This window comes from Nonomuraea ceibae (assembly GCF_019396325.1).
Classification (GTDB): Bacteria; Actinomycetota; Actinomycetes; order Streptosporangiales; family Streptosporangiaceae; genus Nonomuraea; species Nonomuraea ceibae.
In genome coordinates this window covers 75,457-94,034 of the sequence record NZ_JAHKRO010000015.1, presented here as the reverse complement: position 1 = coordinate 94,034, position 18,578 = coordinate 75,457, and the positions used below count along the sequence as shown (strand labels likewise).

The window sequence follows — 18,578 nt, the reverse complement described above, 5'->3', positions numbered from 1 at the left end:
GAAACCCGCCCCGGGCGGGTGCCCGGGGCGGCTGATGGGTCGGGGGAGGGATCCCGGGAGATCCTGCGCCGGCGGCAGGACCTCCCGGATCAGCCCTCCAGGCTCAGGGCGCGCAGAAGGCGTTCGTTCGCCTTCCGGACCCCGCGCCGCGCCCGCTGTACTCGGCTGATGCGGGCGGCGAGGCGGTACTCGCGCGCCTCGCGGTGAAGGGTTTGTATTCGGTCGTTGACCAGTTCTTGGTAAAGATACGGCGCGGTCAGGTCGGTCGTCGGGAAGGTGTTCATCTCTGTCTTCTTTCTGTGTGAAGCGGACGTGCGGAAGGTCAGGCAGCGACCGGGTGCTTGCGCGGGCGGCCGCGCGGACGCTTGCGAGGAACGACGGTCCCGCGGAGGATCAGCTCCCCGCCCCAGACGCCCCAGGGCTCCTCGCGCTCCAGCGCGCGGGCCAGGCAGGCCTTCTGGATCGGGCAGCCACCGCAGAGCGCCTTGGCGAACTCGACGTCGTCCGGCGACTCGGCGAACCACAGGTCAGGGTCGGTACGACAGGGGATCTCGGCTTCGTCGATCAGGTCCATGATCGTCTTCGCCCCCATCTGGTTTCTCCTTTTGATCGGGCTGTTTGCTCTGGTTCGGGCACCTCGTGGGTGTTGGGGGGATCACGGACAAACAAAGAGGCCGCGGATCCTGTGTGCGGATCCGCGGCCTGGGGGCTGCTATGTGCCGGTCAGGTTATGACCGGCGCATCCCTCCAGGGTTGCGGACCGCGCACTCCACCCTTGGTGTTCGGCTGGGTCGGCACTTCGGCGCCTGCGATGCGGACAGGAGCGCTCATGGCGGCGGCGCCCGAGTGGGCGTGCGCGTAGAAAGCCATCTCCTGGCGGCGGGCAGACTTCGGCTGCCGCAGCTTGGCCGGCCCATCGGCGAGCCTGACCGCGTCACGGCATGCGGAAGCGAGCCACTGCGTGGCCGGCATCATGTTGCTGCTGATCACTGGGACTCACCTCCGTCTGAAGATCGTCGAGCTGATTGCCCGACTCGCTTGACCATGACCCTAAACCGGTAGCCCAGGACTGGGCAACTTATTTTCTACCTGCGATTTTGTTACTTTGTCACGCGGATCATGGCCTCCTGCACCACGGACACCACGAGTTCGCCGGAGGCGGTGAACATCTCGCCACGGGCGAGCCCGCGGGCCCCTCCCGACCAGGGCGACTCCTGGGCGTACAGCAGCCAGTCGTCGGCCCGGAACGGCCGGTGGAACCACATGGCGTGGTCGAGCGAGGCGCCCATGACGTTGGAGGCGCCCCAGGCCATGCCGTGGGCCAGCAGGATCGTGTCGACGAGCGTGAAGTCGGAGGCGTAGGCGGCCAGCACGACGTGCAGCAGCGGGTCGTCGGGCAGGTCGGCGTCGTAGCGGAACCACACGTTGGTCGTGGCGCTGCGCAGCTCCGGGTTCTCGTACGCCTCCCACGTGAGCGGCGAGGCGTAGCGGGCGTCGACGGGACGCGGGCGCGACAGCCACTCGCGCAGCTCGTGGTGCTCGCCGACCAGCTCGACCATCCGGTCCTGGAACGTGGGCAGCGTCGCCGGGTCGGGCACCACCGGCATGACGGACGCCTGGTGCTCCACGCCCTCCTCGAACAGGTGGAACGAGGCCGACATCGAGAAGATCGCCTTGCCGTGCTGGATGGCCAGCACCCGGCGGGTGGTGAACGACCTGCCGTCGCGGACCCGTTCGACGTTGTAGACGATCGGCACCGAGGGGTCGCCGGGCCGGATGAAGTAGGCGTGCAGCGAGTGCACGTTGCGGTCGGCGGGCACCGTGCGGCCGGCCGCGACCAGCGCCTGCGCGGCGACCTGCCCGCCGAAGACGCGCTGGATGCGCTCCTCGGGGCTGCGGCCCCGGAACATGTCCAGCTCGATCTGCTCCAGGTCGAGCAGGTCGAGGAGCTCCTTCAGCGCCTCGTTCACCTATCCCCCTCGGGTATGACCAGGTATATGGTCGCACGCCCGTTGCGGAGGCGGCAGCACAGCCTACGCGACGGCCGAGCGGCACAGGTCAAGGACCGCCTCCCCGTAGCGGTCGACCTTGACGCGGCCGATGCCGGTGATCGACAGCAGCTCCGCCTCGCTGGTGGGCACCCGTTCGGCGATCGCCTGGAGCGTCACGTCCGTGAAGACCACGTACGGGGGGATCTTCGCCTCCTTGGCGGTCGCGGTGCGCCACGCCTTGAGGCTCTCCAGCAGGCCCTCGTCGTAGTCGGCCGGGCAGGTCGCGCACCGGCCCAGCTTCTGCTCGGCCGCCGCGCTCAGCGTCTTGGCGCAGATCCGGCAGCTCACCGGCGCGGCGACGGCCCGGCGTTCGCGGGCGGGCGTGGCCGCCGGGCGGGACGCGGCGGCGGAACGGCCGGTGAGCCCGTCGAGGAACCGCGACGGGCGGCGGCCCTTGCGACCCCCCGGGGCGCGTGCCAGCGCCCAGGAGATCGTCAGGTGCTCGCGCGCCCGCGTGATGCCCACGTAGAGCAGGCGGCGCTCCTCCTCGATCTGCTCGGGCGTCTCGGCGTAGATGATCGGCATCATCCCGTCGGTCACCCCGACCAGGAAGACCGCGTCCCACTCCAGGCCCTTGGCGGCATGCAGGGAGGCCAGTGTGACGCCCTCGACGGGCGGCGCGTGCTGCTCGGAGGCGCGGCGCTCCAGCTCGGCCACGAACGCGGGCAGGTCGGCGCCCTCGGCCGCCATGTCCTCCGCCAGGTCGGCCAGAGCCTTGAGCGACTCCCACTTCTCGCGCGCCTTGCCGCCGCCGGGCGGCGACGGGGTCAGGCCGATGCCGGTGAGGATCTGGTGGACCTCCGAGGCCAGCGGCTCGTGCGCCGCCGACCGGGCCGCGCCGCGCAGCAGCACGACCGCCTGGCGCACCTCGGGGCGCTCGAAGAAGCGCTCGGCGCCGCGCAGCACGTACGGGATCTCGGCCTTCGACAGCGCCTCCTCGTAGGACTCCGACTGGGAGTTCGTACGGAACAGGACGGCGATCTCGCGGGACGGGACGCCCCGGTCGAGGAGTTTCCTGATGGCGCGGGCGACCCCGGCGGCCTCGGCGGGCTCGTCGTCGTAGTCGGCGAACACCGGGCGGGGGCCGTCGGGGCGCTGGGCGACCAGCTCCAGGCGGTGCGGCGAGCGGCCCTTGGCGATCACCAGGTTGGCCAGGTCGACGACCTGCGGCGTGGAGCGGTAGTCGCGGACCAGCTTGATGACGGCCGCGCCGGGATGCTCGACGGCGAAGCCGGTCAAGTAGCGGGGGCTGGCGCCGGTGAAGGAGTAGATGGTCTGGTTGGGGTCGCCGACCACGCACACGTCGTCGCGCCCGCCGAGCCAGGTGTCGAGCAGGAGCTTCTGCAGCGGGTTGACGTCCTGATACTCGTCGACGACGAAGTAGCGGTATTGCTGGCGGATCTGGCTCGCGACCTCCTGGTGCTCGGTCATCACCGCGGCGGTGAGCTCCAGGATGGTCTCGAAGTCGACCAGGTGGCGCTCGCGCCGGATCCGCTCGTACGCCTCGTACAGCCTGGCCACCTCGTCGGCGGGCACCGGCGGGGTGCGGTTGTGCTTGGCGGCGGCGGCCACGTAGTCGTCGGGGCCGATCTGGGTGACCTTGGCCCATTCGACCTCGGCGGCGATGTCGCGCAGCTCGGACCGGTCCGGATTTTTCCGGATCTGGCGGCAGGCTTCCACGAGCACCGGCAGCTTCGACTCGATCACCGACGGCGCCTCGCCGCCGATCACCCTCGGCCAGAAGTACGTCAGCTGCCGCAGCGCCGCCGCGTGGAACGTGCGCGCCTGCACCCCGGGCGCGCCCAGCGCCCGCAACCGCTGCCGCAGCTCCCCCGCCGCCCGTGTGGTGAACGTCACGGCCAGCACGCTGCGCGCGTCGACCACCCCCGACCGCACCGCGTGGGCGATGCGATGGGTGATCGCCCTGGTCTTGCCGGTGCCCGCGCCCGCCAGCACGCACACGGGCCCACGCAGGGTCTCCGCCACCTCCCGCTGCTCCGGATCGAGCCCGGCCAGCACGTCATCCACGCCGTTCACCCCACCATCCTCCCAGCAGGTGGCGCTCCGGGCGCCATTCTGGCAGCATGCGGCAGTCAATCGTTTCAATGTCGCTGAGATGCAAAGAAGTGGTCTCTTCCATCACAATGGGGCCGACCTGAGCATGGGAGAGAAGGGCAGGCTGTGCGAACCGCGGTTTCCCTGAGCGCTGTCGCGCTCGCTTTAGTCGCGCTGACTCCCGTGGCCGCGCACGCGTCGGGTGACCCCGCACCGGGGCCGACCACGATCACCGACCCCGACGGCATCGGCGGCCTTTCCAGCGAGACGATCGCGTACGGCAGGCATCGCCACCAGCAGATGGACGTGTGGTGGACCCCCGACGGGATGAAGCGGCCGGGGATCTTCCTGATCCACGGCGGCTGGTGGTCCAGCGGCGACAAACGGCAGATGACGGCCATCACCCGCGAGTACGCCGACCGCGGCTACACCGTCTTCAACCTCAACTACCGGCTCTCCACCGAAGCGGCCTGGCCCGCGCAGCGCACCGACGCGCTCGCCGCCATCGCCAAGGCCAAGAAGCACGCCGAGCGCTGGGCGCTCGACCCCGACAACTACGTCGTGGTCGGCTTCTCGGCCGGCGGCCACATCGCCGCCTCGGTCGGCACCTACGGCAACGGGATGACGGGGCTCAAGGGCGTCGTCGGGCTGTCGCCGATCATCTCGCCGCTGCGCGCGTTCAAGGACGGCGAGAAGTCGCTCGACCCCTACAAGCGCAAGCTGCGCTCGGCCGCCGTCCAGCTCGCCGGCGGCTGCGCCCCCAAGGGCAAGTGCTCGCGTGTGTGGGCCAGCATGGAGGTCGCCTGGCACGCCAGCGCCAAGGACGCGCCGATGCTGACCGTCCACTCGCAGGACGAGTTCGTGCCGCCGGTGCAGAGCCAGCTGCTCAAGCAGATGCTCGGCAAGGCCGGGGTGGCCGTCACGACCTGGAGCGTGCCGGGCATCGCCCACAGCAGCGCCCTCTACCGCACCCCCGGCGTGGCGGAGCGCGTCCACGAGTGGATCACCTCGCACGTCGGGTAGGGATTAACCGGGGCACCGGGGTTGTTGCACGGAGCGCCTGTTTCCTTGACCTTGGAGGGAATCGCTGACATGGCGCTCACGGTCTACAGCACCACCTGGTGCGGCCCCTGCAAGCGGCTGAAGTCCCAGCTGGCCCGCGAGGGCATCGCTTACGCCGAGATCGACATCGAACGTGACCCGGAGGCGGCCGCGTTCGTGATGAGCGTCAACGACGGCAACCAGACGGTGCCGACTGTCGTCATCGACACGCCGAAGGGGCGTGTCGTGCGCACCAACCCGTCGGCCCGCGAGGTCAAGGACCTCCTGGGCGTCTCCTGACACACCTGACACACCACGAGCCCCCGGACCACTGGCCGGGGGCTCGAACGGGTTTTACGATACGTCACCAATCTCCGGTGAGGGGTTCGCCGTACCAGGTTTCGATGAGGCGGCGGGCGATGGAGACCGGGGGAGGGAGGCGTACGTCGCCCTTTTCGATGGCCTTGGCCAGGTCGGCGCGGGAGAACCAGTGGGCCTCGGCGATCTCCTCGGGGTCGAGGGTGAGCTCCGTGGTGAGGGCGTCGGCGAAGAAGCCGAGCATGAGGCTGCGCGGGAACGGCCAGGGCTGGCTGCCGAGGTAGCGGGGCCGGGTGACGGTGACGCCGACCTCTTCGGCGACCTCGCGGGCGACGGCCGCCTCCAGGGACTCGCCGGGCTCGACGAAGCCGGCGAGGATCGACAGGCGGCCTTCGGGCCACTGGGGGCCGCGGGCGAGCAGGCAGCGGTCGTCGGCGTCGCGGACGAGCATGATGACGGCCGGGTCGACGCGGGGGAAGTGCTGGCTGGAGTCGTGCGGGCAGACGCGGATGTGGCCGCCTGCCTGGACGGCGGTGCGGGTGCCGCAGCGGGGGCAGAACTCGTGGGTGGCGTGCCAGGCCTCCAGGGCGACGGCGTAGACGAGCAGGCCGGCGTCGCGGTCGCCGAGCAGGCCGCCGGCCTGGCGCAGGCCGGCCGGGACGGGCTGGCCGTCGGGGGTGTCGCGCAGGCTCATGGGGACGGTGACGCGGCCGTTGACGTCGCCGGCGGGCGTGCCGGGCAGCGGCGCGGCGACGGCGAAGTAGGCGACGTCGCCCTCGACGCCGAGCAGGTAGCGCTCGCCGTCGGGGGCGTCGGCGGTGGGGTAGAGGACGGCGTGGACCTCGTCGCCGTCGCGGCGGACGAGCGTGTGGCCGTTGTCGATGATCAGCACCCGGGTCGAGGGGTCGGCCCAGGCACGTTCCAACCAGGCGCGGTCGGCCCTGAGCGCCGCCGATCTGTCGATGGTGCCGCGTGCGAGGAGCAGCGGTCCGATGAGTTGGTCTTCCGCCCTCGTATCCAAGGCCCCACCCTTCCCAAATCCCATGTCATCCTATGACCTCAGGGTTAGCCGCCGATTACGGTTTCCCTGCAGCGGTGGGATCTTGGAGGGGCTAGGATCTTTCGGGTTAGGTTAGCCTTACCTGATCATCCGGGGGTGCCTTCGCGTTGCGGCTCTACCTGACCGCGCTCAAACCGACCGATTCGGTGACCGACGGGTTCCTGCCCGCCGCCCGCGCGCTGGGGTGCGAGGTGACGATCCTCACCGACCGGCCGGAGCGGCATCCGTACGCCGTCGGTTGTGACGTGCGTGACCCGCGCGCGCTGATCGACGCGATCGAGCACCTCGGCAGGCCGGACGCGATCTTCTCCAACTCCGACCACCTCCAGGCGGAGACCGCGCTGGCCGCCGGTTACTTCGGGCTGCCCGGCAAGGACTGGCGGGCCTGCCTGACGGCCAAGAACAAGTTCCTGACCCGGCGCAGGCTGGCGGAGGCGGGCGTGGAGCGGGTGTTCTCGGCGCGGCTGGCCCCGGGCGACCCGGTGCCGGACGGCCTGCCGTACCCGCTGGTGGTCAAGCCGCGCGAGGGGGTGGCCAGCGAGGACGTGCTGCTGGTCGAGTCGGACCTGGCCAAGGCCGTGGAGGCGGTCCGGGCGCGGCGGCCCGGCGAGGCGGTGGTGGTCGAGGAGTACCTGGAAGGGCCGCTGCGCACGCTGGAGACACTGGGCGACGGCTCGCGGATCGGCGTGCTGGGCGGGTTCGCGACGACGCTCGGGCCGCTGCCGCACTTCGTCGAGGAGCGTCTCGACTGGGCGCCCGAGGGGCCGCACGAGCACGTGCTGGCGGCGCTGCGGGCGATCGGGGCGGGGTTCGGCGCGTGTCACACCGAGTACGTCGTCACGCCGGCCGGGCCCCGGATCGTCGAGGTGAACTACCGGGTGATCGGCGACCACTGCGACTTCCTGCTGGCCGACGTGCTGGGAGTGCCGCTGTTCGAGTGGATCCTGCGCGTGCACCTCGGCGAACCCATGCCCGCGATGCCCGAATCCTCCAGGTATGGGACGGCGGTCAGCCTGGTGGCCGACCGGCCGGGCACGATCCTGACCGCGCCCGGGGCCGAGGAGACCGAGCACGACGGCGTCAAGCTGTGGCACCGGCCGCTGCGCCAGGCCGGCGAGCGGGTGGAGCTGACTCACACCAACCGCGACTACCTGGGCGTGATCAGGGCCGTCGGGCCGGACCGGGCCCGCGTCGAGGCCGCCGTCGAGGGCTACCGGGCGTCCAGGCCGTGGGTCGTCGGATGAGCTCCCGCGACTCCTACCTGGCCGCCCGGGTGCTCAACGCGCTGCTGCGCGAGGACTACGGCAGGCTCTCCTCCCGCGTCACCCGCGACCGCGACGGCGTCGCGCTGACGATGGCCGACGGGCGGCTGGTGCGGCTGGCGCCCGGATCGCTCTTCCAGGACTTCGTGGTGGCGCCAGGCGAGCTGCTGGGCCTCGAACAGGTGCTGGAGACGCTGGCGGAGATCGCCGACCCGGCGGACGCCGAGGGCGTGGCCGCGTTCTTCGACGAGTGCCTGGCCGCGCTGGCCGCCCTGGAGCTGCACGACGCCCATCTGCCCGGCGTGCTGGCCAGGAAGCCGTCGTACGAGTCGCTGGCCGCCTTCACCGACCACCCGGTCTATCCGACGGCGCGGGCGCGGACGGGGCTGTCGGAGGCGGACCTGCTGGCGTACGCGCCGGAGTTCGCGCCGTCGTTCCCGCTGCGGTGGGCGCGGGTGCCCGGCGAGCTGCTGATGGCGGGCTCGTCGCCGCTGCCCGCCGACGTGCTGCCGGACGGCGACGGGCTGTTCCCGGTGCACCCGCTGACCGTCGCCGAGGTCGCCAAGATCGACGGGGTGCGGGTGCTGGACGAGCCGCGCGTGACCGTACGCCCGACGCTGTCGATGCGGACGGTGGAGGTCGGGCCGCGCGTCCACCTCAAGCTGCCGCTGCCCACGGCCACGCTGGGCAGCCGCAACCGGCGCTCGATCAAGCCGGGTACGCTGCGCGACGGCGCGCGGGCCGAGCTGCTGCTCCGCGGGCTCGCCGACCCGAACGTGCTGATCGCCGACGAGCAGGCGTACGCGCACGCCGGGCACGAGTATCTGGCCTGGATGGTCCGCAGGCTGCCGCCCGGCAAGATCGTGCCGGTGGCGGCGCTGGCCGTGCCCGGGGTGCTGGCCGAGCTGGGCGACGTGCTGCCCGCCTACCTGCGGCTGCTGTTCGGCTGGAACGTGCGGCTGTTCGTCGAGTACGGCGTCGCGCTGGAGGCCCACCAGCAGAACCTGGCCCTGGTCTTCGCCGACGGCGCCATGAAGCTGCTGGTCAAGGACAACGACGGGCTGCTCGCCTCCCCCGCCAGGCTGGCGGCGGCCGGGGTGGCGGTGCCCGCGTTCGGTGACGCGCGGATGCTGACCGACGACCCGCACGCGCTGGCCGACGTGTTCGTGACGATCACGCTGCACCTGGCGGCGGCCGCGATCACGTTCGGCGCGCTGCCCCACGCCGAGGCGTCCGCGCTGCTGCGCGACACGCTCGCCGCGTCGCTGGAGCCCTACGGCGACGACCCGATGGCCAGGCTGCTGCGCGCCCGGACGCTGGAGGCGGCCAGGCTCACCGGCAAGTCGATGGTCACCGCCGGGACCCTCGTGGCCAAGCAGCGGTCGGGCGCGCGTGACATCAACAAGTTCTACGGCACCAGCGGGCCCAACTACCTGAGGAGAGCTTGAATGCACGGTCTGGCCCTCACCTCGTCTGCCGGGCCGGCCGAGGAGGCGACGCTCGCCGCGCTGCTGCGCTGCTGCGTGCGGGAGGTGGCCGGACCGCGCGGCCTGGTCTGGCCGGCGCCGCCGTTGCTGCTGCTGCGCGTGGGGGGCACGCTGCTGCGGGTGCGCACCCACGGCGGGGCCGCGCTGCGCTTCGACGGCCGTCCCGAACGGCTCGACGCGGGCGCCTGGCATCCGCTGACGTCCGCCGAGCTGGTCCGGCTGGCCGAGGCGGAGCTGGGCGCGGGGCGCAACGACGAGTTCGCCGGGCAGGTGGCCGCCAGCCGTGAGGCGGTGGCCGCGATCCTGCGGGCCAGGGCGGAGGCCGTGCCGCCCGCCGATCCGTGGCTGGCCTCGGAGCAGGCGCTGGTGTACGGGCACCCGTTCCATCCGAGCCCGAAGGCGCGCGGCGGCGACGGCTGGCTGGCCTACGCGCCCGAGGCGCACGCCGAGTTCCCGCTGCGGCTGCTCGGCGTGCGGGACGACGCGGCCGCCGAGGAGGGCGACGTGCGCGCGCTCGACGCGCTGGGCGAGGCGCCGCCCGGCTACCGGCTGCTGCCGGCGCACCCGTGGCAGCTCGGCCTGCTGCGGCCTCGGCTGGGCGGCGAGCTGATCGACCTGGGGCCGGGGCCGGTCGTGATGCCGACCTCGTCGGTGCGCACCGTGTACGCCCCGGCGGCCGGTGCGTGCCTGAAGTTCAGCCTCGACGTGCGGATCACCAACTGCGTGCGCAAGAACGCCTGGTACGAGCTGGCCGGGGCGGTGGAGCTGACCTCGCGGCTCACGCCGGTGTTCGCCGAGGTGGCCGCCAAGCATCCCGGCGCCCGGTGGCTGCCCGAGCCCGGCTACCGCTCGGCGACGCCGCTGCTGGAGGGGCTGGGCGTGATCGTCCGCGCGAGCCCGTGGGCGGCCTGCTCGCCCGGCGTCACCCCGGTCCTGGCCGGGGCGCTGGCCGCCGGGCCGCCGCCGCCCGACCCGCTCGCCTGGTGGACGGCGTACGTGACGGCCGTGGCGCCGCCGGTGCTGGAGCTGTACTTCACGCACGGCGTCATCCTGGAGCCGCACCTGCAGAACGTGCTCGTCGGTCTCGACGGCTCCGGCCTGCCCGTGGAGGCCGTCTTCCGCGACCTGGAGGGCGCCAAGCTCGTCACCGGCCGCCACGACCTCAGCGGCGTGCCGGCCCGGGTCGCGGAGGCCATGTCCTACGACGCCGAGCGCGGCTGGGCCCGGGTGGGCTACTGCCTGCTGGTCAACCACCTGGTCGAGATCGCGGCGACCGTCTCGGACGGCGACGACGGGCTGCTGCGCGAGCTGTGGCGCGCCGCCCGGGAGGTGCTCGCCAAGCAGGCCGCCGAGCTGGGCGGGCCGGTGCCGCTGTCGGACCTGCTCGCGGGGGCGCCGCTGCCGGCCAAGGCCAACCTGGGCGTGCGCTGGGCCAGGGCCGCCGACCGGTCCGCCGGTTATGTCCCGATCGCGAACCCGCTCGCATGATCACCGCGAGGGTCCTGGAGGCCGCCCCCCGCCTGGCCGCCCCGGCCTACCTGTACGACCTGCCCGCCCTGGACGAGCACGCGGCCGCGGTACGGGCCGCGCTGCCCGGCGTCGAGCTGTACTACGCGGTCAAGGCCAATCCGGACGCCGAGCTGCTGCGGGTGCTCGACGCGCACGTCGACGGGTTCGAGGTGTCGTCCGGCGGCGAGCACGCGCACGTGTCGGCGCTGCTCCCGGGCAGGCCGCTGGCCCTGGGCGGCCCCGGCAAGACCGACGCCGAGCTGCGGCTGCCGCATCACCGCATCCACGTGGAGTCCCCGTACGAGCTGCGGCGGCTGGTGGCGACCGGGCTGGAGGCGGACGTGCTGCTGCGCGTCAGCCCGGACCTGGCGGTGGAGGGCGCGGCGCTGACCATGAGCGGCCCGTTCGGGATGGACGAGGCGGGGGTCGAGGAGTGCCTGCCGCTGTTCACGGACCGGGTGCGGCTGCGCGGCAGGCACACGCACCTGGCGAGCGGGCTGGCCGCGCCAGAGCTGCTGCGGCTGGCGGCGGTGCTGCTGGACACCGGCCAGCCCGAGGTGAACCTGGGCGGCGGCATGGCGGTCTCCTACGGCTCGCCGGAGCGCTTCGACTGGGCCGCCTACGGCGCGGGGCTGGCGCGGCTGCGGCGGCCGGGACAGCTCGTCAGGATCGAGCCGGGGCGGGCGCTGACCGCCTACTGCGGCTTCTACGTGACCCGGGTGGTGGACGTGAAACGGGTGCGCGGGGAGGCGTACGCCGTCCTGCTGGGCGGCACCCACCACCTGCGGACCCCGGTGACCAAAGGCCACGACCAGCCCTTCACCGTGCTGCCCACGGGCGACGGGCCGGGCGTGGCGGACGAGCCGGTCACGCTCGTCGGCCAGCTCTGCACCCCGAAAGACGTCTTCGCACGAAAAATCGTGACAACGGTACGGGTGGGGGACACGGTGGTGTTCGGGATGGCCGGGGCCTACGCCTGGAACATCTCACACCACGACTTCCTCATGCACCCGAAGCCCGGCTTCCACCATCTGCGCGACTGACCTCCGGCACCGCCTCGATGAGGGCCACCAGGCCGTCGGCGTCGAGCAGGTCCACCGGGCGCACGGTGCGGTTGGCGCGCACGTAGTGGAAGGCCGCGCTCACCCGCTCCAGCGGCACGCCCGCCAGGTGCGACCAGGCCAGCCGGTAGGCGGCGAGCTGCACCGAGGCGGCCCTGGCCTTCTTGCCGGTCGGCGGGTCGCCGGTCTTCCAGTCGACCACCTCGTAACGCCCGCCGGGCAGCTCGAACACCGCGTCCATGCGGCCGCGCACCAGCCGGTCGGCGATCATGGTCTCGAACGGCACCTCCAGGTCCACCGGACGCCGCTCGGCCCACTCGCTCTCCTCGAAGCGCTCCTGCAGCTCCGCCAGCCGCACGTCCGCCTCTTCCGGCTCGTGCTCCAGGTCCAGGTCGAAGTCGTCGATGAGCCGCTGCTGGTCCCAGCGCGTCTCCAGCCACTTGTGGAAGGAGGTGCCCCGGCGGGCCAGCGGCGCGGGCTTGACCGGCACCGGGCGGCGGATCCTGCGCGCCAGTTCGCGGGCGTCGGTGGCCAGCGTGACCAGCGACGACACGGTCAGCTTGGACGGCAGCTCGACGGTCGTGGAGCCGCGCCGCCGATGCAACTCCCGCTCGCGCAGCAGCAGCTCGGTGTCGCGGTCCCAGGCGCGCACCCGCTCCTCCTCGAAGGCGCGCAGCGGCTGCTCCTCCTCCTCCTCGTCCTCCAGGGTGCCCGCCAGCGCGTCCTCCACCAGGCGGGCGCCGTCAAGCACGGACTCGTACCGCAGCCCCTCGGGCGTGACGGGCCACACGGCGGCGGCCGGCTCGGCCAGCAGCGGGTTCGTGGCGCCCTCGGCGAGCTCCGGCGCCCAGAACGCGATCCGGTCGGCGCTCTGCGCGATCTCCCGCAGGAAGTCGGACGGCTCCAGCGGCTTGGACGCGCTGCCCCACCGGTAGCCGGAGGCGATCAGGTGGTAGTGGGCGCGCGTCACCGCCACGTACGCCAGCCGCCGCTCCTCCATCAGGTCGCGCTCGCGGCACCGCTCGTCGAACGCGGCCAGCTCGTCCTTGCTCAACCCCGTCAGCCGGGGCAGGTCAGCGGCGTCGCCGCGCAGCGGGTAGGGCAGCTTGCGCGGGTTGTCGGTCCAGCGGCTGTTCATGACCGGCGTGGCCGGGAACACGCTGCCCGTCGCGACCGCGCCCTTCGTGTTGAGGAGCTGCGACAGGCCCGGCACCACCACGACCGGCCACTCGAGGCCCTTGGACGCGTGCACGGTCATCAGCTTGACGCTGTTGCTGTCGCCGACCCGGCCCGCCTCCAGCCCGAACTCCTCGCTCTCCGCCGCCTGGAGATAGGCCAGGAACGCGCCCAGCGTCGGATCCTCGGCGTCGCCCGCGAACCGGGACGCCGCGTCGAGGAACGCGTCGAGGTCGGCCCTGGCCGCGAACGCGCTCACCGTGCCGCCCCGCGCCGCCACCTCGACGTCCAGGCCGAGCTTGCGCTCCACCTCGCTGATCAGGTCGGGCAGCGGCTGCGCCGTGTGCGCCCTGAGCTGGCGCAGCTCGTGGGCCAGCGCCACCAGCCGGGTCGCGGCCAGCGGCGAGAACGCCTCCAGCCACTCCTCCCGGTCGGGCAGCTCGTCGAGCGCGTCGACCAGGCTGCCGCGCTCCTCCGCCAGATCGGCCACCACCTGGTCGAGCGGGTCCTGCACGCGCTGCCCGTCACGCATCTCCCGGTTGAGCTCGCGGGCGCACTCCCCCAGCGCCCGCAGGTCCGCCGGGCCGATCCGCCAGCGCGGCCCCGCCAGCAGCCTGGCCAGCGCGTCGCCCGCCGTCGCGTCGTAGAGCACGCGCAACGTGGCCACGATGTCGGTCACCTCGGGCACCGTCAGCAGCCCGCCCAGCCCGACCACCTCGACCGGGATGTCACGATCCTCCAGCGCCCTGCGCAACGCCGGGAACTGCGACCGCTTGCGCGCCAGGATCGCCACGTCCTGCGGCTGCAGCGCAAGGGTCTTCTTGCGCTCCTTGTCCCCCCACGGCAGGCCGTCCGGGGCGACCTCCTGGCCGAGCAGCCGGGCGACGCGGTCGGCGACCCACTTCGCCTCGTCCTCGGCCGTCTCGTGGAAGGCACAGGTGACACGGCCCCGGTCGACCCGGTTCGGGCCCGGGACCAGCACCGGCACCTCACGCGCCTCCATCCGCAGCGGCAGCTGCACCCGGGCGGCCACGTCGAGCACCCGGTCACCGTTGCGGAAGCTGACGCTGAGCTGCCGCACCGGAGCCGGATCGCCCGCCCCCGTCCGGAAGTCCTCGGCGAACCGGCGCAGGTTGCCCGCCGACGCCCCCCGCCAGCCGTAGATCGACTGGCACGGGTCGCCCACCGCCGTCACCGGATGGCCGCCCCCGTACAGCGAACGCAGCAACACCAGCTGCGCGTGGCTGGTGTCCTGATACTCGTCCAGCAGCACCACCGCGAACCGCTCCCGCTCGATCTGACCGACCTCGCGGTGATTGGCGGCGATCCTCGCCGCCAGCGACATCTGGTCGCCGTAGTCGATGACCTCCCGCCGCCGCTTCAACCTCTCGTACGCCTCCACCAGCGGCAGCAACTGCTCCCTGGCCGCCTGCACGGCGATCGGCTTGCGCTGCGCCTGCACCGTGCGGCCCGGCAGCTCGGCCAGACGCTCGTCCAGCCACTCCCCCACCCGCCGCACGTCACCCGGGGCGCGCAGATGCTCCGACAGCTCACCCGCCAGCTCCAGCACCGCCGCCGTCACCGAAGGCGGGCCCAGCTCCACCCGGTCCATCGGCCCGTCGTACATCGCCACCACCCGCGACGCGAGCTGCCACGACACCGCCGGCGTGACCAGCCGCATCGTCGGCTCCAGCGCCTCACGCAGCGCGTGATCGGTGACCAGTCGGGCCGCGTACGCGTGATAGGTGGAGACCGTCGGCTCCTCGTCCAGCATCGACGGCTCCACCAGGCCCGCCTCCGCCAGCCCCGCCAGCCGCTCCCGCACCCGCGTCGCCAGCTCCGCCGCCGCCTTGCGGGTGAACGTCAGACCCAGCACGTTCGACGGCTTCACCAGACCGTTGGCCACCAGCCAGACCACCCGCCCGGCCATGGTCTCGCTCTTGCCCGAACCCGCCCCGGCCATGACGACCATCGGCTCCAGCGGCGCTTCGATGACGGCGGCTTGCTCCCGGGTGGGCGGCAGGATGCCGAGCTTGCCGGCCAGCTCGACCGGGGTCAGCACACCTGTCCCCCGCTGTCGTTGACCGGGCAGCTCGCCCTGGCCGCGCACGTACGGCAGCCGTCGTTGACCTTCGCCTGGAAGAACGGGCCCGACATGCCGATCGCCACCGTGTCGACCAGATCCCGCGCCCAGCCCGGGTTCGCGTCGTCGGCCAGCGCGCCCTGCTTCTGCTCCACCGCCGCCGTCTTGCCCGCCGCCTTGCCGAGCTGCACCAGCGCCGCCCCGCCGGGCTCCGCCATGCCGTGCCTGGCGAACGCGCCCAGCAGCGCCGCCAATTGATAGACGCCGAGCTGCGGATGGCGGTCGAGCTCGCCCGGCTTGGGCTTCGTGCCGCCCGTCTTGAGGTCGATGATCACCGCCCGGCCCTCCGCGTCCTTTTCCACACGGTCGACCCGGCCCTTGATCTGGACGCCGTCGCCCACCATGGCGACGAACGCCTCCTCCAGGGCGACGAGCTCCCGCGGGTTGTCCTGCTGCCAGCGGAGGAACCGGCCGATCATCTGCTCGGCCACCCGGCGCTGCTTGCGGTTGAACCATACGCCACCGAAGTCGAGCTCGTTCCAGATGCCGTCCAGGCGGTCGCCGAGCGCGTTCTCGTCCGACAGATCCGTGGCGCCCAGCACCGCCAGCGCGTGGATGACCGTGCCCAGCCCCTGCGCCGTGCTCGTCCCGGCCGCGCCCACCGCCGTCTCCAGCAGCCAGCGCAGGCCGCACTTGGTGAAGCTCTCCACCGCCGACGGGGAAATGCTCACCACGTCGTCCGGCCAGCTCAACGGCCGGTCATCGGTCATCGTCGTCAACGCGTACCAGTCGTTCGGATGCGCGCCCTGCACCCCCGCCGCCGCCAGCCTCGCCAGCTGCCTGGCCGCCCTGCGCCGCATCGACGCCGGCTTCGTCGGATCCGTCACCGCGCTCCGCAGATCGGCCACCAGCGACGGCATGCTCAGCCAGCGCGACCGGTCCTCCACCGTCGCCTCGTCCACCGCGCCCGGCATCAGCTCCGACAGGAACCGCGACGGCCGCTCGTCGGTGTCCTCACCGCCCACCGCCGTCACCACCAGCCGATGCCGCGCCCGCGTCGCCGCCACGTAGAACAGCCGCCGCTCCTCCGCCAGCAGCTTCGACGCCAGCGACGCCGCACTCGGCCTGCCCCCCTCGGCCACCTCCGCCAGATCCTCCACGCCCAGCATCGTGCCCCGCAGCCGCAGATCCGGCCAGACGCCCTCCTGGACGCCCGCCACGACCACCACGTCCCACTCCAGGCCCTTCGAGCGGTGCGCCGTCAACACCCGCACCGCGTCACCGTCCGGCGCCCGCTCCGCCAGCGTGTCACCCGGGATCTCCTGCGACGCCAGATCGTCCAGGAACACCTCCGGGCCCGCCTTCGGCATCCGGTCCACGAACTTCGCCGCATGATCGAACAGCGCGACGACCGCGTCCAGGTCCCGGTCCGCCTGCGCGCCCCGCTGGCCGCCGCTCAGGCTCAGGTCCGTCCACCGCTCCGCCAGGCCGCTGCCCTGCCACACGGCCCACAGCACCTCCTCGGCCGTCGCGCCCTCCCGCAGCGCCTCCCTGGCCGTGGCCAGCAGCCTCGCCACCCGCTCCGCCGGAACGGCCACGTGCGGCTCCACCCGTACCAGCTCCCGCGGATCGTTCACGGCCGCCACCAGCAACTCGCCCGACGACCGCACCCCCTCCCCGGAGCCCGCCGCCGCCCCTTCCTCCGCCGCTCCGGGCCCGGCCGAGTCGCCCTGCGGCGCGACCGCCTCCGCTACGGCGGCACGGGGGGAGTCCGCGGGCGGCGGCTCCTCCTGCGGAGCCTGCGGGCCGCCCTGCGCCGCACCAGACGGCGCCGCGCCGGACGCGCGGCCCGGTGCCGCCTTGGGGTCCGCCAGGGTGCCGGTCTGCGGGGCGCTCTGGGGTGCGCCGGCCTGTGCGCCCGGTTGGGGGGCGTCACCTGCCGGGGTTGCGGAGGCCGGGGGGTCTGCCGGGGTCGGGGCGGAGGGGGTGAGGGCGGTGTGGGCTTCGTTTTCGGCGATCTTGAGGGCGCGGCGGAGGCGGCGGACGCCGATCATGTCAGTGCCGCCGAGCGGGCCGGTGAGGAGCTCCTCGGCGACGCCCTCGTCCAGGGCGGCGGGGTCGAGGGCGACGCGCAGCAGCGTGAGGAGAGGGCGGACGCCGGGCTCCTGGGCGATGGGCACCTCGTCGCCGGCGATCATCGTGGGGACCCCGGCGGTGACGAGGGCGCGGCGCAGCAGCGGCACCTGCCGGGTGGCGGAGCGGACCAGGACGGCCATGCGGTGCCAGGGCACGCGGTCGATGAGGTGGGCCCGGCGCAGGGTGTCGGCGACGACGGCGGCTTCCTGGCTGGTGCTGTCGGCGAGCAGCACCCGTACCTCGCCGGAGGGTGTGTCGGGCAGCGGGACGAGGTCGCGGTGGCCGCGCGCCCGGGGGATGCCGTCGGCGGGAGGGCCGGCCGAGGGGGCGGGGGTGGCGGGGAGGCGGTCGGCGACGCGGCGGGAGGCCTCCAGGAGGTCGGCGCCGCTGCGGCGGCAGACGCGCAGGGCGACGATGGGCGCGTCGTGGCCGGACCGGGTGCGGAAGCGCTGGGGGAAGGCGAGGATGCCGCGTACGTCGGCGCCGCGGAAGCCGTAGATGGACTGGTCGGGGTCGCCGACGGCCACCAGGTCGCGGCCGTCGCCGGCGAGCTGCTGGAGGAGGAACTCCTGGGCGGGGTCGGTGTCCTGGTACTCGTCGACGAACAGTGCGTCGTGGGCGGCGCGTTCGCGGCGGCGTACGTCGGGGTCGGCGAGCAGTCCGGCGGCGGTGCGGATCAGCTCGGCGTAGTCCATGGCCGGGTCGGGGTCGAGGTCGAAGCGGAGCTGGTAGCGCTGGGCGAAGCGGCCGGCGGCGACCCAGTCGGCGCGGCCGTGCTGCCGTCCGAGCTCCTGTACGCGCTCGCCGTCGAGGCCGCGTTCGGCGGCGCGGGACAGGAAGTCGCGCAGCTCTTCGGCGAAGCCGCGGGTCTTGAGCGGTTCGCGCAGGTCTTCGGGCCAGTCGAGGGCGCCGTCCTCCAGCTCGCCGTGGAGGAGGCGGCGGACTTCGAGGAGTTGTTCGGGGCCGGTGAGGAGGCGGGGCGGCGGCTCGCCGGCGAGGACGGCCTCGCGGCGCAGCAGGGCGTAGGCGTAGGAGTGGAAGGTGAGCGCCAGCGGGGTGCGGGTGGTGCGGCGGAGCCGGCCGGTGACGCGTTCGCGCAGCTCGCCGGCGGCCTTGCGGCTGTAGGTGAGGATGAGGACGCGTTCGGGGTCGGCGCCGCGCCGTTCGATGCGGTCGACGACGCTCTCGACGATGGTCGTCGTCTTGCCGGTGCCGGGCCCGGCGAGGACGAGCAGGGGGCCGCCGGGGTGCTCGACCACGGCGCGCTGATGTTCATCAAGCACAGGGGCCTCAACAGGCCTCCCGCTGCCGCGGCGCACCAATCGCCAGGTCTGACCAC

The 18,578-nt window shown here is 73.2% G+C and carries 14 protein-coding genes; 6 read left to right on the top strand and 8 right to left on the bottom strand.

Features of this window, described 5'->3' with window-relative positions:
• Positions 1 to 89: 89 nt before the first annotated feature.
• The 5 genes from KME80_RS13395 to KME80_RS13375 all read right to left on the bottom strand — a co-directional run bounded on the left by KME80_RS13395 (position 90) and on the right by KME80_RS13375 (position 4,079).
• The gene (locus KME80_RS13395) at positions 90 to 284 is read right to left on the bottom strand and encodes a hypothetical protein (protein WP_219504847.1); all 195 of its coding nucleotides are present in this window, start codon (positions 282 to 284) and stop codon (positions 90 to 92) included.
• 38 nt (positions 285 to 322) lie between these two features.
• On the bottom strand, positions 323 to 592 hold the full coding sequence (locus KME80_RS13390; RefSeq protein WP_049571282.1) for a WhiB family transcriptional regulator: 270 nt from the start codon (positions 590 to 592) through the stop codon (positions 323 to 325).
• A 131-nt stretch (positions 593 to 723) separates the two neighbouring features.
• On the bottom strand, positions 724 to 990 hold the full coding sequence (locus KME80_RS13385) for a hypothetical protein (protein ID WP_219504845.1): 267 nt from the start codon (positions 988 to 990) through the stop codon (positions 724 to 726).
• Positions 991 to 1,100: 110 nt separating this feature from the next.
• Positions 1,101 to 1,970 (bottom strand): acyl-CoA thioesterase, encoded by an 870-nt coding sequence (locus tag KME80_RS13380; protein WP_219504843.1) that lies wholly within the window; start codon positions 1,968 to 1,970, stop codon positions 1,101 to 1,103.
• Between the two features lie 63 nt (positions 1,971 to 2,033).
• The gene (locus KME80_RS13375; RefSeq protein WP_219504916.1) at positions 2,034 to 4,079 is read right to left on the bottom strand and encodes an ATP-dependent DNA helicase UvrD2; all 2,046 of its coding nucleotides are present in this window, start codon (positions 4,077 to 4,079) and stop codon (positions 2,034 to 2,036) included.
• 210 nt (positions 4,080 to 4,289) lie between these two features.
• On the opposite strand from KME80_RS13375, the gene KME80_RS13370 reads away from it, so the two are divergent.
• Together KME80_RS13370 and KME80_RS13365 are read left to right on the top strand one after the other, a co-directional pair.
• Entirely contained in the window at positions 4,290 to 5,129 is an 840-nt protein-coding gene (locus tag KME80_RS13370) for an alpha/beta hydrolase (RefSeq protein WP_308125738.1), read from the top strand.
• A gap of 69 nt (positions 5,130 to 5,198) precedes the next feature.
• The gene (locus KME80_RS13365) at positions 5,199 to 5,447 is read left to right on the top strand and encodes a mycoredoxin (RefSeq protein WP_246644793.1); all 249 of its coding nucleotides are present in this window, start codon (positions 5,199 to 5,201) and stop codon (positions 5,445 to 5,447) included.
• A 64-nt stretch (positions 5,448 to 5,511) separates the two neighbouring features.
• Here KME80_RS13365 and nudC read toward each other — a convergent pair whose 3' ends face one another.
• Positions 5,512 to 6,486, bottom strand: a complete 975-nt coding sequence (gene nudC, locus KME80_RS13360) for an NAD(+) diphosphatase (protein WP_246644788.1) — start codon at positions 6,484 to 6,486, stop codon at positions 5,512 to 5,514.
• A 146-nt stretch (positions 6,487 to 6,632) separates the two neighbouring features.
• Here nudC and KME80_RS13355 point away from each other — a divergent pair, with 146 nt between their 5' ends.
• The 4 genes from KME80_RS13355 to KME80_RS13340 are packed head-to-tail and all read left to right on the top strand — an operon-like array spanning position 6,633 to position 11,826.
• Positions 6,633 to 7,769, top strand: a complete 1,137-nt coding sequence (locus tag KME80_RS13355; protein ID WP_219504839.1) for an ATP-grasp domain-containing protein — start codon at positions 6,633 to 6,635, stop codon at positions 7,767 to 7,769.
• A complete protein-coding gene (locus KME80_RS13350) occupies positions 7,766 to 9,235 on the top strand; it encodes an IucA/IucC family protein (RefSeq protein ID WP_219504837.1) in 1,470 nt (489 codons plus the stop codon). Before KME80_RS13355 ends, KME80_RS13350 begins: the two co-directional genes overlap by 4 nt.
• Positions 9,236 to 10,762 carry an IucA/IucC family protein gene (locus KME80_RS13345; RefSeq protein ID WP_219504835.1) on the top strand — a complete coding sequence of 509 codons (1,527 nt, stop codon included), beginning with the start codon at positions 9,236 to 9,238 and terminating at the stop codon, positions 10,760 to 10,762.
• Positions 10,759 to 11,826: a type III PLP-dependent enzyme domain-containing protein gene (locus tag KME80_RS13340; protein ID WP_219504833.1), complete on the top strand. Its 1,068-nt coding sequence runs from the start codon at positions 10,759 to 10,761 to the stop codon at positions 11,824 to 11,826. Before KME80_RS13345 ends, KME80_RS13340 begins: the two co-directional genes overlap by 4 nt.
• Here KME80_RS13340 and KME80_RS13335 read toward each other — a convergent pair.
• Positions 11,786 to 15,082, bottom strand: a complete 3,297-nt coding sequence (locus KME80_RS13335; protein WP_219504831.1) for an ATP-dependent helicase — start codon at positions 15,080 to 15,082, stop codon at positions 11,786 to 11,788. The genes KME80_RS13340 and KME80_RS13335 overlap by 41 nt on opposite strands.
• A complete protein-coding gene (locus KME80_RS13330) occupies positions 15,076 to 18,522 on the bottom strand; it encodes an ATP-dependent helicase (RefSeq protein ID WP_219504829.1) in 3,447 nt (1,148 codons plus the stop codon). Before KME80_RS13330 ends, KME80_RS13335 begins: the two co-directional genes overlap by 7 nt.
• Positions 18,523 to 18,578 lie beyond the last annotated feature (56 nt).

Coding starts and splice junctions, on each gene's coding strand:
- KME80_RS13395 (WP_219504847.1), bottom strand. CDS start 284: ATGAACACCTTCCCGACGACCGACCTGACCGCGCCGTATCTTTACCAA.
- KME80_RS13390 (WP_049571282.1), bottom strand. CDS start 592: ATGGGGGCGAAGACGATCATGGACCTGATCGACGAAGCCGAGATCCCC.
- KME80_RS13350 (WP_219504837.1), top strand. CDS start 7,766: ATGAGCTCCCGCGACTCCTACCTGGCCGCCCGGGTGCTCAACGCGCTG.
- KME80_RS13345 (WP_219504835.1), top strand. CDS start 9,236: ATGCACGGTCTGGCCCTCACCTCGTCTGCCGGGCCGGCCGAGGAGGCG.
- KME80_RS13340 (WP_219504833.1), top strand. CDS start 10,759: ATGATCACCGCGAGGGTCCTGGAGGCCGCCCCCCGCCTGGCCGCCCCG.
- KME80_RS13365 (WP_246644793.1), top strand. CDS start 5,199: ATGGCGCTCACGGTCTACAGCACCACCTGGTGCGGCCCCTGCAAGCGG.